Source organism: Psychromonas ingrahamii 37 (genome assembly GCF_000015285.1).
Taxonomy (GTDB): domain Bacteria; phylum Pseudomonadota; class Gammaproteobacteria; order Enterobacterales; family Psychromonadaceae; genus Psychromonas; species Psychromonas ingrahamii.
This window is the reverse complement of sequence record NC_008709.1, coordinates 3,355,709-3,370,016: the sequence shown is the minus strand read 5'-3', so window position 1 is coordinate 3,370,016 and position 14,308 is coordinate 3,355,709. Positions and strand designations below refer to the sequence as shown.

The window sequence follows — 14,308 nt, the reverse complement described above, 5'->3', positions numbered from 1 at the left end:
GCTGTACAGTTAACACTTGAAACTGGTACATACCAATTAGCGCACAACTTATTAAGAACCTGGAGATTAATATGAAAACTCGTTTGATAAAAACAACACTCGCAGCAGCGTTGGCATTATGTGCTGCAAATAGTTATGCAACACAGAATGTAACGGTTTATACCGCATTTGAAACAGACCTTTTAGCAAAATATAAAAACGCTTTTGAAAATGATAATCCGGATATTTCTATCAAATGGGTACGTGATTCAACGGGTATTATGACCGCAAAATTATTAGCCGAAAAGAATAACCCCCGTGCCGAAGTTGTTTGGGGACTCGCAGGATCTTCAATGGCTTTATTAAAAACTGAAGGCATCTTAAAAACTTATACACCAAAAGGTCTCGCCGCGTTAGATCCCTCGTTAAATGATCCTCAGGCGGATCAGGCCTGGTTTGGTAATGATGCCTTTTTTAATGCTATTTGTTTTAACGATATAGTGGCTGAACAGTACAACTTACCACTGCCAACATCATGGGATGATTTAACAAAACCTGTCTATAAAGGTCATATCGCTATGCCAAATCCAGCCTCATCGGGTACGGGTTATATGCAGGTATCAGCATGGTTACAAAATATGGGTGAAGGAAAAGCCTGGAACTACATGACAGAATTGGATAAAAATATCTCTCATTATACACATTCGGGTTCAAAACCTTGTGTGCAGGCAGGCATGGGCGAAGTGGCTATTGGTATTTCCATGGCAAGTCGCGGCACTAAGCTAAAAACACAAGGTGCACCACTGACATTAGTGACGCCCGAGGGAATTGGTTGGGAATCTGAAGCGGTGGGTTTAGTAAAAGACAATGCTGCAGCTAAACGTGTTGTTGACTGGTCTGTTTCCAAACAAGCGAATGAATTATATATAGAAGTGTACCCTGTGGTTGGGCATAAAGACGTACATAAAGAAGTCAAAAACTTCCCGAATGTGAAACCCGTGATGGCAAAAATGGATTTTGCGCGTATGGGTGACCAGAGAGCACAAGTGTTAAAAACATGGTCTGAAAAATTCGATAGCAAATCAGAACCAAGAAGTTAAGTCATCCCAAAAATAAGGAGGTTAACCTCCTTATTTTCTTTTTTTAGATCCAAAGAATAAGTGCATTATTATTTTTATTAATAGTCAGGTTTTTATTATGCAAACATATCTTAATATCGACAATGTAGTCAAAAAATTTGGCCAATTTACTGCACTGGAGAAAATATCTTTTAGCATTAAAGAAGGCGAATTTGTGTGTTTTTTAGGCCCGTCAGGTTGTGGAAAAACCACACTGCTGCGCTGTATTGCGGGGTTAGAAGCGGTGACTTCCGGCCTTATGGTTCAAGCGGGTACTGATATTACCCATTTGCCGCCGGAAAAAAGAGATTTTGGCATCGTTTTTCAATCCTATGCGCTTTTTCCTAATTTAACGGTGCAGGATAATATTGCACTGGGTTTAAAGAATCAGGGTCACTCTAATTATGACTGCATTAATCTAGTTAATAAATGGCTTGCAATGGTAGGACTGACTGACTTTGCAAATCAATACCCTAACCAGCTGTCGGGTGGACAACAACAACGTGTCGCATTAGCGCGTGCATTGGCATTATCACCGGGATTATTATTATTAGATGAACCACTGTCAGCCTTAGATGCAAAGGTGCGTACTTATTTACGTGAAGAAATCTGCCGGTTACAAAAAAAATTAGGCATCACCTCGGTAATGGTCACACATGATCAGGAAGAAGCATTAGCGATGGCGGATCGTATTGTCGTAATGAACCAGGGCGTGATTGAGCAAATTGGGTCTCCACAGGAAATTTATGAACAACCTGCAACACGTTTTGTTGCGAACTTTGTCGGCACCATGAACTTTATTTCAGCTTCAATTATTAATAAATCGTTTATCAGAATCGGAGAGAGTCTATTAAAGATCCCGGAAAACACCCCGATTAAGGGTATTAAGAGCGGTCTGGTGGATCTTGCTATTCGCCCGGAATGTTTATATTTTTGCTCTGAGAGTGAAAACAGTATTTCAGTTAAAATTCAATTTATCGAATTTCAGGGCGCTTATTATCAGGTGGAATGCCAATTGTGGGATGAATTATCGGCACCGAGCATTTACGTTAACGTACCCGTACGAGAAGCCAGAAAACTAAATTTAAAATCACAACAAACACGCAATCTAGCCATAGATACGACCCAAATACGCACTTATTCACCAACCTATAAAAGCAAGCCTACCGTTGTCGCCGCTTAGGAATTTATTTATGAATGTAATAGATACGGCACTTAAAACCGTCGCGCAGCCTTCCCTTATCAACACTTATTTTAAGCGGGTGAGTCGAGATAAAATTATTCTGCTTTTAATACTGCTACTACTCACGGGTGTACTGCTGCTCTTTGTTGTTGCCCCTTTATTGTCGATATTAAGCAGCAGTATTTTTAATAGTGATGGACAGTTTGTGGGCGTGGCAAATTTTCTTTTATACTTTTCATCTGCGGCGTTATGGTTCTCGGTTAAAAACTCATTTACCCTGGGTATTGTGGTCACTGCAATTGTGGGCAGTTTGGCCTTTTTTTATGCCTTTGCTTTAACCCGTTCATGTATGCCGTTTAAGGGATTATTTAAAGTCTTAGGCATGGCACCCATTTTAGCGCCTTCTTTATTACCCGCGATTAGTTTAATTTTTTTATTTGGTAATCAAGGTATTGCAAAAGAATTGTTATTAGGAAATTCAGTCTATGGATTTATCGGTATTTCAATAGGACTGGTTTTCTGGACTTTTCCTCATGCGTTAATGATCTTAAGTACCTCACTGAGTACCTCCGATGCACGGCTTTATGAAAGTGCCAAAGCCTTAAAAACATCGTCTTTTAAAACCTTTTTTGTGATCACCTTGCCCGCGGCAAAATATGGCCTGATCAGCACTTTGATTGTTATTTTTACCTTGGTTATCTGTGATTTTGGTGTACCTAAGGTGATTGGAGGGAGTTATAACGTGTTAGCCACGGATATCTTTAAACAAGTCGTTGGTCAGCAGAATTTTTCGATGGCGGCGGTGGTCAGTTTGCTTCTGTTATTACCGGCATTATTAGCCTTTGCGGTGGATCGCTGGGTACAAAAAAAGCAGCAAAATCTCTTTGATAGCCGCTCTGTGCCTTATCAACCATCCCCTCAGCCGGTAAGGGACAGCATCTGTTTTATCTATTGTTTACTGATTTCACTGATGGTTTTAATTATTTTAGGCATGGCGGTTTATGGATCATTAGTGACTTTCTGGCCCTGGAATAAGGCGCTGTCTTTTAATCATTATAACTTTGCTGAGATGAGCGCTTACGGCTGGAGTCCATTTTGGAACTCTCTACAGTTGGGTAGTTGGACAGCATTAATAGGGACGCTATTCATTTTTGTTGGTGCCTATTCAATGGAGAAAAGTCGTTCTTTTACCGTGCTTCGCCGTACCCTGCAAATGTTAAGTCTTTTGCCGATGGCGATTCCAGGTATGGTACTAGGATTGGGTTATATTTTCTTTTTTAATCATATCGATAACCCCTTAAATATATTGTATGGTTCGATGTTATTATTGGCGCTTAATACGGTTATTCACTATTACACTGTCGGGCATATGACTGCCGTCACCGCGCTTAAACAATTGCCTGCGGAGTTAGAATCGAGTGCCGCATCGATTAAGTTACCGCAATATAAATTGTTTTATAAAGTGACTCTGCCGGTGTGTTTACCTGCCGTATTAGATATTGCGGCGTATCTTTTTATTAATGCGTTAACCACCACCTCGGCGGTTATTTTTCTCTATTCAACGGACACTATACCGGCATCGGTGTCGGTATTAAATATGAGTGACGCGGGGCAAACGGGCTCGGCTGCCGCGATGGCGGTAATGATTATGTGCGCTGCGCTGTTTGCTAAAATAGTGCATTTACTGCTTTATAATTTTTTTGAAAAAAGCACTCAGGGTTGGCGACAAAAGTGATATCAATTCCACTAATTAAGTGGCCTGTTTATAAACTCGGTCAGAATGATTTTATTAAAGGAAAAACGGTGCAGTATTTAAAAATAAAAGAAACCATTGTTGAACAAATTGACAGCGGACTGTTGCCCGCAAGACAAAAGTTACCCTCAGAGCGTAAATTAGCCGAGGCATTTTCCACAACACGCGTAACAATGCGCGCTGCACTTTCATCTCTTGAAGCTGAAGCGCGTCTTTATCGGGAAGACAGGCGCGGCTGGTTTGTTTGCCCGGAACCTTTACGTTATGACCCAAGTTCAACTTTTAATTTTATGAGCATGGCAAACAATCAGGGCCGTGCAGGATTCAGTAAATTGATTGAAGCCAGAAAAGTGCTCGCTACTAAGCAAGCAGCCGCATTATTACAGGTGCCTATGCTAACTGATATTTACCATATAAAGCGCGTCCGCTTTTTAGAAGATAGGCCGGTGGTTTACGTCAGTAATTTTATTAAAGCGGCCCATTTTCCAGATTTATTGGATCATGATTTTACACCTTCGCTGACGGACGTTTATTTAAAATATTATGCAGTGCGTTATCAAACCACTCATTATCGCGTCAGTACCACCTGTTTATTTGGCGAAATTGCACAGGTATTACGTGCAACGCCTGGTAGCCCCGCGATGCTGGTGGAGCGTATTAATTACGATCAAAATGGTCTGTTAATTGATTGTGATTTAGAGTATTGGCGGCATGATGCAATTTGCATTGAATCAACTGCACAATTAAATGCAGAATCAACCCTCGGCTGAGTGTTCGCTGGGTGCTTGTAAAGGGTGCTTGTAAATGGTGTTTGGGAAAGTCTGTTAAACAATCAGTCTGATCGCTCTGCTTTCAGCTGCTTCGGGCAGTTTTTTTGTGTTTATTATTCTATTTACTATTCAGCGCTATCGGCTGGTGAAGGTTTGTGTGTATGCCTGTTGCGGCAATTATTTTAGTTGTTCTTTCGGCTTTATTACATGCAAGCTGGAATATTATTGGGAAATCGAATAAAGGCTCAGTGCAGGCATTCTTTTTTATGAGTGCATTTTGTTCTGCTTTATTACTTAGTCCTTATTTATTATGGTTTTATTTTCAAGCGGGTGATGCCGTTTTTTCTGCCGAATTTTGGGGTTTGTTATTGATCGGTGGACTCTTCCAAATTATCTATTTATTAGCATTAGGTTTTGCTTATCAGAAAGCAGAGGTGGGGCTGGTTTACCCTATGGCTCGAGCATTACCGGTACTTTTGGTAGGCAGTTTATCCTTTTGGATGGGACAAGTGCTTTCACCATTACAGTGGTTAGGGTTTGCCTTAATCACCCTTGGTTGCTTATTTGTACCCCTGCAACGCTTCAGGGAACTAAGTTTCAACCGCTATTTAAACACAGGAATATTATGGGCTGCGGTTGCTGCACTCGGCACCACGGGTTATTCAATTATTGATAAAATGGCTCTGTCTATTTTATCTGAACAGTTGAATAAGATTGATAATGATCAACTGACTCCGCCTATTTTATCTGATCAACTGATTTCAATATTTTATTTAGGGGCTCAGTTTTGGGCAACGGCTTTGCCATTAGCGATTTATTTTATATTAAGGGGTCAATACCAAGAGTTTACTGAAGCCTGGAGAATAAAAAAGCAAGCCTGTATAGCGGGGTTAATGATGGGCATAACCTACGCTTTGGTCCTTAATGCGATGTTATTAACTGATAATGTCAGTTTAGTGGTGGCATTAAGACAAATAAGCATTGTTTTTGGTTTGCTGATGGGGTCGTACTGGTTAAAAGAAAAACTCTATTTCACACGAATAATAGGCTGTGGTTTTATTTTCTGCGGTTTGCTGGTGGTTATTTAACAAGGTGAATAATAAATAGTGCTCTGTGATTATCCTTAGCCTTCCGGCTTAGTGAAATCGAGTTGTTACTTAAAGAAAAAAGCGAAGTGAGTTATTCGATTAACTCACTTTATAGGCGATAAAAAAAGGGCTTTGCCCGATCATTAATGGAATAGTGATAGGAACAAGTTGTTTTAACGGCTATCACCAAATCAAAGACCCTGTTAGGTATTAATGACTATTTTTGTTTTTCCTGCCATGCTTTCGCTTTATTAATCAGCGGCGTGATGGTTGAACCTTGTACTAAAATTGAGAAAAATACAGCTGAGTAGGTCATCACCAGAATGATTTCGCGCACATCTATTTGTTTGCTCGGGATAATTATAACACCGGCTGGGATTGCCATTGCCATCGCTAACGCCAATCCACCACGCAAGCCTCCCCAGGTTAATACCGACACAGAGTAAGGGTTATATTCACGGAATCGTTTAAAAGCCACATAAGAGAATTTAATACTGAGGTAACGTGCTGTTAATGTTAATGGAACAGCAATCACCATTAAAACCCAATCTTCCCGATGGAAGCTGTATTCCAACATACTTAAACCAATCAATAGAAAAAGAATGCCGTTTAAAAATTCATCAATCAGCTCCCAAAAATGATCGAGCAGTTTGATACTTTCTTTGGAGAAGCCATTAATACGCGTCCAGTTGCCAATCATAATACCTGAGACAACCATAGCAAGCGGGCCGGAAACGCCAATAATAGGAGCAAAAACATAACCTGCACTGGGGATACCAAGCGTCAGCAATAATTCCATCGAGTGATCATTGGTGGCACTGATCAAATAATGGAACAATAAACCTAATGCAAGTCCGTATATAATCCCGCCTATGGCTTCATGCAAAAATAACTCTGTAATGCTTAAAGCGGTCGGCTGGGTATCTGAAAATGCAATGCTGTAAAGTGTAACAAAAATAACCAGCCCAAACCCATCATTGAATAATGACTCGCCTTCAATTTGTGTCGATATACGTTTTGGAGCATTAAGCTTTTTAACAATCGCAAGTACTGCAATAGGGTCGGTAGGGGATATAAGCGCACCAAATAACAGACAGTAGATAAGGTCGAACTGGAAATCTAAAAATTGACAGATATAAAACAGCACATAACCGATAAAAAAGGTTGAAAATAAAGTCGCCCCTAATGCGAGTACAGCGATTTCCCATTTTTGATCTTTGATATTACCGAGCTTAATACCTAAACCACCTGCAAATAATAAAAAGCCCAAAATACCATTTAGCAGAAAACTGTTAAAATCAATTTTAGCAAGCTGCTCCGAGGCAATCTCTTGTAATGGAGAAAAGCCATTTTTACCCGCAATAACTATTAGTAAAGATAAGATTAAGGAGCCTGCGGTAATTGCAATAGTACTTTGCATCTTACCTATCTTACTGTTTAAGAATGTAATTAGCATCGCTGCTGCGGCTAAAAAACATAGAGTTGCGTAGACCGTCATTTAGAGTTCTCGTATATTAGTAAATAAGTTTAGTTTAAAGGAGCTATATAGGCTGTCGGCTGTCAGCAGTAAAGCTATAAGGCTGTCGGCTGTAAATAATGAAGCTCTATATTAAATGTTTTAGCTTTTTTTTCAAAAAATAATAATAGCTGTTACGGATTTAATCTATGGCTGTCCAGCTTTCTTCTTTCCGTTTTTTACTCAGTTTTCTATTATCCGTCAGATATAATAAAAAGTGACTAAGCCAATAGATTAGCTTATAAATCAACTTTATTAAGAGTAAACTGCACTAAAAGTGAGAAGAATTGATTCAATAAAGAGAGCTAACCACTCAATATTAATACAAGCTTTCTATGTTTTAGAACAAAATAAATTGATGAAATTCTGCTGATATAAATACCGCCCAGAAAGGGGATGTTATGAATGACGAAAAGTACAAAGAGGCCAATAAACGTGTGAAAGAATTAAAAGGCTTCTATCAAAACTTTATCATGTACATTACCATTAATATAATACTTATGGTTATCAATTTAGTCACAAGTTCTGACAGTTTATGATTTTATTGGGTAACTATCTTCAGGGGGATTGGTATTGCTATCCATGCGTCAAATGTTTTTATTATTAAAGGCAAGCTTCTAGGTAAAGATTGGGAGGAGAAAAAGATAAAAGAGATAATGAAAAAATAAAATTCGCATTGTACATTAATTTAATATTATATTAAAAGGGGCGAAATGTATGGTCCGCCTTGATACTGCAGGTAATAATATCGAGGATAATATGGTTGGTTGGCACTAATGTATTCTGAGTCTTCGAAGCTCAGCAATAATTATACCAAACGCATTAATTAAGTGATCAGATTTTCCCATTTCCTTTGGCAGAGTGTTTTTACCTCTTCGACCTGATGCCTAAAATCATTCGATCCTCGACTAACTTGATTAACCATATTTACATCATCTTTAAATACAAAATTGGCTAAATTATCGAATTTAATTGCCTGACTTGTGCAATACATTGGAGATGGAGCGCACCCTACCGATAACATAAGAGCAATTCCATTAATTTGTATCGATTATAGAATCAGGGTCTCTATATTAATAAAAAGATATGGCTGTCGAGCTTTTCAATATTCAGCCTTTCAATATGAGATTGAACTAATCCTAACTTATTCATTTATTTTACTTATTAAACTCACCTGAATATGCATTATCTCTACTGAAAATGTTACTCTTTTCAAAGACTAACGCGACAAACTCATATACGATGCAGCATAATAGTCGTATTTGATCCGTTAGATACATACCTAGGTTTAAATCTGAAGTTTTATGGACATGTAACAATGACAAAAATATCTTTCCCTGTTGGGCAGATCGCCGATTATGAAATTAAGCAATTAAAGATATTTAAAACAGTTGCTGATTGTGGTGGTTTTTCTGCTGCTGAGACCGAACTGAATATCAGTCGTTCAACAATCAGTCTTCATATATCAAACCTAGAGTCTCGCCTGCACTTAACGTTGTGTCGTCGTGGTCGAGCTGGTTTTTCACTCTCAGAAGAAGGGCAAGTGGTTTATGATGCTACGGTGCAGTTATTAAGTGAGTTGGATCACTTTAGAAATATTATTAGCAGATTAGATGAGAAGTTATCGGGCTCTTTAACGGTGTTATTCAGTGATACGATAAGTTTAGATTCACGTGCTGGTATCCCCACCGTATTCCGGAATTTTGCTGAAGTGGCAAGTGAAGTATATTTGACTTCAGAAGTCGCTAAGATGGCTGAAATTGAACGACAAGTATTAAGTGAAGAAGCTGATATCGGTTTTATTCCTTATCATCGTAGCCTCGATGGCTTGGAGTATCAGATGATTTTTACTAATACATGCTATTTATATTGCAGCAATGATTGCCCGCTTTTTAGCTTGTCGGACAGTGAGCTTAGTGATGATGTTATTGACGGTTTTCCTGCGGTTTATTCGGGTATGAAGTCACAGAAAATATGAATGGCCACTTCGCCAATATGAGTATTAAAGCAACAGCGTATAACTATGACTCTCGCTTAGCTTTGCTGCTTTCTGGTCGTTATATTGGATTTTTACCCGAGAGTTACGCTCAGTCTTATATTGATGCTGGAACATTAAAATGTTTGGCTCCGCAACAGCGTGTTTATCGTTCTGAAATTATGGCTATTACTAAAAAAACCACCACAGTCAGCCGAGTTCGCTCTTTGTTTATTAAAACATTAGGTGATTTTTATAATCGTAAGATTTAAACAAAAATTCTGTAACGCATTATTATATTACAATATGATCTGTTATCAAATGGTGTGGATGTGCTTTTCATTATAAGGGTCTTATTCAAGACCCAAACGAGATGCCAGAAATAAAAATCCGCTTATCTTAAGTGAACAGAACTAGATGTTATGCCCTGGTTGCTTTTAAATCAGAAAGATAAGCTTTAATTTAAACTAAGATGATTTCTGGGATAATTCGTCACTCTTAGAAATGCCTTGTTTTGCCATTATTTTGTCACAAATATAATTGCCGATCGGGATTGCCGATGTGGCTGCGGGTGAGGGTGCATTACAAACGTGCAAGCTGCGAGGGCTTTCTACAAAGAGAAAGTCATGAACTAAGCTTCCATCTTTTAATACTGCTTGAGCTCGTATTCCGGCTGGATAAGGCAGTAAGTCAGCAAGTTTAATCTGGTCACAGTATTTATTGACCATTTTCAAATAACCTGGTTTCCACCATGAATTTTTGGTTTCAATTAATCCTGATTTTAAGTTGTTCTTGGTGACTTTCCAGAATCCTGAGAAACTGAGCATATCCAGAATATCGCGGAAATTAATATTTATTTTACCATAACCTTCGCGTTTCCAGCCCTGCACCGCATTCGGTCCCACAGTGACAGAACCATCAATCATTCGAGTTAGATGCACACCAAGAAAAGGGAGTTCGGGATCTGGAATCGGATAAATCAGATGATTGACAATATTATTGTGCTTTGCGGGCAATTGATGGTATTCGCCACGATAAGGAATAATTTGAAAGTCGGTCTCTATATTGAGCATTTTAGTGATTCGGTCAGCCATTAGGCCTGAGCAAGAGACGAGAAAACGACTCGTAATGCTCACTTCTTCAGCGCTGCTTTGGCAGGTTAAAATGGTGTTTTCAGCAGACTCCACTAAATTGATAACCTTGGTATCTAACATCACTTTACCGCCAAGTTTCACAAATTCTTCTGCCATTTTTTGGGTGACCAGGGTGTAATTTACTATGCTGGTAGAGTCGACAAAAATGGCCCCAAGTCCCTGAATATTGGGTTCTCTTATTTTTAGTTCTGCCTGGTTTAATAGTATTGCGTGAATCTCGTTCTCATGACAGCGTTGATAAAGATCCTGCATACGCTCTAATTCGAGCTGGTTGGTTGCGACCAGTAACTTGCCACAATTTTCCACCGGGATATTGTGTTTTTTGCAAAATTCGGTCGTTGCTTTCACGCCCGCTTTACAGAACTTCGCTTTCATACTGCCTGGTTTATAGTAAACACCCGCATGGATAACACCACTATTATGACCGGTTTGATGACGTGATAATTGTGATTCTTTTTCTACTAATAAAATCGATTTTTCAGGATATCTTTGTTGCAGTTGCCATGCTGTTGATACGCCAATAATACCACCGCCGATGATCACATAATCATACATTGCCTTCATTCTTTATTTCCTTTTCTGAATTAGTATTAATACCAAATCCATTAATTTTCTGTACATTTATGCTGGTTGAAACACATGCTAGCTTCGTTTTTGATTTTGTAATTAGAACAACTAGTTACTGCAATCAATGCCTTGCTTTCATGGGTTTTTCCAACGCCTAAATAGATCACCTAATTAATGGAATTGGTATAACCTCACCTGGGTGAAAAATAACCTGATTGAGGTTATATTCGCTCATTGGATTAGTCCATATCTTATTTATTTATTTGTAAAATGACCACGTTGACGCAGCAATTCACGTTTTAGACCTGGATTAGAAATAAACTTGTCACGGCCGTGTAACCAGCAATGATTTTGTGCAACCAACATCGCACCTGTTTTAACACGGATATTAAAGCAGTTACTCTCATTTTCTAATGATTCGCTCATTTGATGTAAATATAATCCTTCCTGCATGCGTTGCGGGCAAGCGAATTGGTCGATAAACAGCATGTGTGGTTTGCCGTTTTTATCTTCTTCAAAGAAGATGGGATGTTCAATTTGGTAATTAATATTTTTACTGGGTGGTGTTGTCCAAACAATGTCTTGTTTAGCAAGCGGATGATTATAAAAATGCGGCAGATCTTTCCAATCGTCAATATGCAGAAGCAAAGAGTCACCCATTTCCATGTTCTTCTCGTCCATTTTCATCATCAGCACAAAATCCGTGCGCTCATCGACATAGGTTCCATCGTTATGCAGTTCCATTCTACGGTGCGGTTGGCGCAAATAACTGTCGCTATTATCTTCATTTACAACCGTGAATCGAGCGTAATACTTACCGTACATTGAATCAAAATTGGGCAGGCCAATCAGGTGAGAAACAGCTGTTGATAGAATAACAAAAAAATCACGTTGCTCGTCGCTGTCGATAAAGTCAGCTTGTGCAGATTCATCTGCTTCTAATAAAAATGCCGCTCTGTCACGATCCTGCATAATTTCATTGAGTAATTTTCCTAGTTCGTAATTACAAGCTTGATCCAGTTTATCTGCCACTGCATAGCGTAAAAACGGTTTGTATTCTACTGCTTGTAGCCCGAAGTCACGTGTATTTTCTATGAAGTTTTCCAGTGTGGCTTTTTTAATGATGACTACTTGTAGACGAGAGTTTTCAGTATGCGGCGTAACGGTGAAACCATGATAATTACTATTTCCAGTGCTCATAATTGATGTCCTTCTCTTTATTAAACTGCTTAATAAGTTTGGCAAGTAAAGCGTACGGACTCAATATGAGTCATCTGCCGCGAGTTAACAAAACTTTAACAAATAACTTACTATATTAACAATATATGATAAGTATAGTTTCCATCAATTTTATTGATATGTGGTATTGTTAATAATCCCCTGCTGTGTTGATCCGTGACGCTATAGTCGAGCTACAGTATTGATAATTTAACCGCTGTGTCGTAGCAGTATTGAAATGTAATAAGGACCTTGAGTAATGGATTTTAAAAGACTGTATTATTTTACTGTATTAGCGCAAACCGGAAACTTTACTAAAGCTGCTGAGGAATTAGGGATTGCACAGTCAGCATTGAGTATGAGTATTCAGAAGTTGGAGAAACAACTGGCACTGAAGCTGATTAATAGAGCTGAACGCAAGATGAGTATTACCAGTGATGGGCAAGTATTGCTGAAGCATGCGCAGAAAATTTTAGACAATGTTAAACAAGCAAAAATACAACTGCAAGAACTTAAGGGACTTGAGTCCGGCACCATCAACCTCGGTACTCCTGCGATGATCGGCTCCTACTATCTGCCTGATACGCTGGCATTATTTAAACAGCGCTACCCGGGTATTCAAATTAATATTCATGAAGCGGGTACGGCGACTTTAGCCAATATGCTGCTTGATGGTGAATTAGATCTGGCGATGATCCGCGCCGATAGACACCATGACAATATTCGCTGTATTACCTTAGCTAAAGAGCAAATAGTGGCTTGTGTACCGCGGGAACATGAATTTGCCAAATGCTATAACATCACACTCGAGCAATTTTGCAACCAGCCTTTGGTTCTGTTCCGTGAAGGTTATTTTCTGCGCGAAGCGGTGAGCAGTTATTGCCAGCAACATGGAATTAATCCTGATATTCGTTTTGAAACGAATTTAATTGAATTATTGAAATCGTTAATCCGCAAGAAAATAGGTATCTCGACTTGTTTACCTATTATTTTGACCGAAGATAGTGAGCTTGTGACTGTGCCTTTTAATCCCCCTATTCCAATACATTTGGGGATAGGGTGGAAAGCAAGTCACTACTTATCCCAAGCATCCCAAGCATTGGTTACATTTCTACAAGAAGAAATGGATGGCGGACAGGGCTAATGTTTGTCTGACTTCCCGTTAGTGCATCACTAACGGGAAGTTAGAAGCTATTATTGCGCCTTTGGTAATATAGAAAGATCACTTGGCCTTTATTTCTACAGCAACCTACTTAAAAATATTAAGATAATCACTTTCCCGCCTTAAACATTATCCATATCTCAATTTAAGCATTATCCATACGTCACCCTATGGATTCACGCTGTTTTATCTTAAAGGTATTGCACCGCCAGGCGTTACCATGATGGATATCTACCGTTCTATCACGCCGTTTATTTTATTAAAGCTGTCGGTATTAATTTTGTGCATGGTCTTTCCTGAAATAGTTTTATGGTTACCTAATAAATTAATGGGAGAGGGGTAGATGAGCTTAAAACATATATTAATGCCGGTTGATTTAGCATTTAACGAACTTGTCGAAAGAGAGGTCAGCATGGCACTTAAGCTTCTCGATGACGATGGGGTTATTGATATACTCTTTGTTGATGATACCGCAAGCCATCGGCGCATGGCGATAACGGCGGTCAGTGATCGCCTTACTGAAAAACATTCTGCGACAGAATTAGCCGTGCAGGCGATGTTTGATGCCATTATTCCTAAGTGGAACAGGGGGCGTTGCATTATTCGTCATGGTGCTGTGTCCGATGAAGTGGTTGCGCAAGCGAAAAAAAGTAATGCTGACGCGATTGTGATGGCATCGGCTAAACCCAAATTTCGATCCTATCTATTGGGATCTAATGCGGCAAAAATAGTGCGTCATGCGCATTGCTCTGTCTTTGTAGTGCGCTAATCTAGGATTGACAGTTATATAGACTGAGATCGCATGCAGAGATAATTATCAGCAAT

General features: G+C 39.1%; 13 protein-coding genes and 1 pseudogene. 11 read left to right on the top strand and 3 right to left on the bottom strand.

Annotated features, from left to right (window positions below):
• Positions 1 to 71 precede the first annotated feature (71 nt).
• The 5 genes from PING_RS14165 to PING_RS14145 all read left to right on the top strand — a co-directional run bounded on the left by PING_RS14165 (position 72) and on the right by PING_RS14145 (position 5,891).
• On the top strand, positions 72 to 1,079 hold the full coding sequence (locus PING_RS14165; RefSeq protein ID WP_011771008.1) for a putative 2-aminoethylphosphonate ABC transporter substrate-binding protein: 1,008 nt from the start codon (positions 72 to 74) through the stop codon (positions 1,077 to 1,079).
• 97 nt (positions 1,080 to 1,176) lie between these two features.
• Entirely contained in the window at positions 1,177 to 2,280 is a 1,104-nt protein-coding gene (locus tag PING_RS14160; RefSeq protein WP_011771007.1) for a putative 2-aminoethylphosphonate ABC transporter ATP-binding protein, read from the top strand.
• Between the two features lie 10 nt (positions 2,281 to 2,290).
• Positions 2,291 to 4,015 carry a putative 2-aminoethylphosphonate ABC transporter permease subunit gene (locus tag PING_RS14155; RefSeq protein ID WP_011771006.1) on the top strand — a complete coding sequence of 575 codons (1,725 nt, stop codon included), beginning with the start codon at positions 2,291 to 2,293 and terminating at the stop codon, positions 4,013 to 4,015.
• Between the two features lie 68 nt (positions 4,016 to 4,083).
• Positions 4,084 to 4,803: a phosphonate utilization transcriptional regulator PhnR gene (gene phnR / locus PING_RS14150; RefSeq protein WP_041767334.1), complete on the top strand. Its 720-nt coding sequence runs from the start codon at positions 4,084 to 4,086 to the stop codon at positions 4,801 to 4,803.
• A 161-nt stretch (positions 4,804 to 4,964) separates the two neighbouring features.
• A complete protein-coding gene (locus tag PING_RS14145; protein ID WP_011771004.1) occupies positions 4,965 to 5,891 on the top strand; it encodes an EamA family transporter in 927 nt (308 codons plus the stop codon).
• Positions 5,892 to 6,108: 217 nt separating this feature from the next.
• Here the strand turns inward: PING_RS14145 and PING_RS14140 are convergent, their stop codons facing one another.
• Positions 6,109 to 7,389, bottom strand: a complete 1,281-nt coding sequence (locus PING_RS14140) for a cation:proton antiporter (RefSeq protein WP_011771003.1) — start codon at positions 7,387 to 7,389, stop codon at positions 6,109 to 6,111.
• A gap of 419 nt (positions 7,390 to 7,808) precedes the next feature.
• Here PING_RS14140 and PING_RS21905 point away from each other — a divergent pair.
• The 3 genes and pseudogenes from PING_RS21905 to PING_RS21075 all read left to right on the top strand — a co-directional run bounded on the left by PING_RS21905 (position 7,809) and on the right by PING_RS21075 (position 9,654).
• Positions 7,809 to 8,075, top strand: a pseudogene (locus PING_RS21905) (2TM domain-containing protein).
• Positions 8,076 to 8,725: 650 nt separating this feature from the next.
• Positions 8,726 to 9,385: a LysR family transcriptional regulator gene (locus tag PING_RS14125; RefSeq protein WP_198134700.1), complete on the top strand. Its 660-nt coding sequence runs from the start codon at positions 8,726 to 8,728 to the stop codon at positions 9,383 to 9,385.
• Between the two features lie 17 nt (positions 9,386 to 9,402).
• Positions 9,403 to 9,654, top strand: a complete 252-nt coding sequence (locus PING_RS21075; RefSeq protein ID WP_198134699.1) for a type 2 periplasmic-binding domain-containing protein — start codon at positions 9,403 to 9,405, stop codon at positions 9,652 to 9,654.
• A 195-nt stretch (positions 9,655 to 9,849) separates the two neighbouring features.
• Here PING_RS21075 and lhgO read toward each other — a convergent pair whose 3' ends face one another.
• The gene (gene lhgO, locus PING_RS14120; protein ID WP_011771002.1) at positions 9,850 to 11,100 is read right to left on the bottom strand and encodes an L-2-hydroxyglutarate oxidase; all 1,251 of its coding nucleotides are present in this window, start codon (positions 11,098 to 11,100) and stop codon (positions 9,850 to 9,852) included.
• A 258-nt stretch (positions 11,101 to 11,358) separates the two neighbouring features.
• Positions 11,359 to 12,303 (bottom strand): glutarate dioxygenase GlaH, encoded by a 945-nt coding sequence (glaH, locus tag PING_RS14115; protein WP_011771001.1) that lies wholly within the window; start codon positions 12,301 to 12,303, stop codon positions 11,359 to 11,361.
• A 277-nt stretch (positions 12,304 to 12,580) separates the two neighbouring features.
• Here glaH and PING_RS14110 point away from each other — a divergent pair, with 277 nt between their 5' ends.
• The 3 genes from PING_RS14110 to PING_RS14105 all read left to right on the top strand — a co-directional run bounded on the left by PING_RS14110 (position 12,581) and on the right by PING_RS14105 (position 14,252).
• Positions 12,581 to 13,465, top strand: coding sequence for a LysR family transcriptional regulator (locus tag PING_RS14110; RefSeq protein ID WP_011771000.1), 885 nt, complete (start codon positions 12,581 to 12,583; stop codon positions 13,463 to 13,465).
• Between the two features lie 238 nt (positions 13,466 to 13,703).
• On the top strand, positions 13,704 to 13,826 hold the full coding sequence (locus tag PING_RS21465) for a hypothetical protein (RefSeq protein ID WP_232279368.1): 123 nt from the start codon (positions 13,704 to 13,706) through the stop codon (positions 13,824 to 13,826).
• Positions 13,827 to 14,252, top strand: a complete 426-nt coding sequence (locus PING_RS14105) for a universal stress protein (protein WP_011770999.1) — start codon at positions 13,827 to 13,829, stop codon at positions 14,250 to 14,252.
• Positions 14,253 to 14,308: the final 56 nt, after the last annotated feature.

Excerpts from the sequence above, each read along its gene's own strand:
- PING_RS14165 (WP_011771008.1), top strand. The coding sequence starts at position 72 with ATGAAAACTCGTTTGATAAAAACAACACTCGCAGCAGCGTTGGCATTA.
- PING_RS14160 (WP_011771007.1), top strand. The coding sequence starts at position 1,177 with ATGCAAACATATCTTAATATCGACAATGTAGTCAAAAAATTTGGCCAA.
- PING_RS14155 (WP_011771006.1), top strand. The coding sequence starts at position 2,291 with ATGAATGTAATAGATACGGCACTTAAAACCGTCGCGCAGCCTTCCCTT.
- PING_RS14145 (WP_011771004.1), top strand. The coding sequence starts at position 4,965 with ATGCCTGTTGCGGCAATTATTTTAGTTGTTCTTTCGGCTTTATTACAT.
- PING_RS14140 (WP_011771003.1), bottom strand. The coding sequence starts at position 7,389 with ATGACGGTCTACGCAACTCTATGTTTTTTAGCCGCAGCAGCGATGCTA.
- PING_RS14125 (WP_198134700.1), top strand. The coding sequence starts at position 8,726 with ATGACAAAAATATCTTTCCCTGTTGGGCAGATCGCCGATTATGAAATT.
- PING_RS21075 (WP_198134699.1), top strand. The coding sequence starts at position 9,403 with ATGAGTATTAAAGCAACAGCGTATAACTATGACTCTCGCTTAGCTTTG.
- lhgO (WP_011771002.1), bottom strand. The coding sequence starts at position 11,100 with ATGAAGGCAATGTATGATTATGTGATCATCGGCGGTGGTATTATTGGC.
- glaH (WP_011771001.1), bottom strand. The coding sequence starts at position 12,303 with ATGAGCACTGGAAATAGTAATTATCATGGTTTCACCGTTACGCCGCAT.
- PING_RS14110 (WP_011771000.1), top strand. The coding sequence starts at position 12,581 with ATGGATTTTAAAAGACTGTATTATTTTACTGTATTAGCGCAAACCGGA.
- PING_RS21465 (WP_232279368.1), top strand. The coding sequence starts at position 13,704 with ATGATGGATATCTACCGTTCTATCACGCCGTTTATTTTATTAAAGCTG.
- PING_RS14105 (WP_011770999.1), top strand. The coding sequence starts at position 13,827 with ATGAGCTTAAAACATATATTAATGCCGGTTGATTTAGCATTTAACGAA.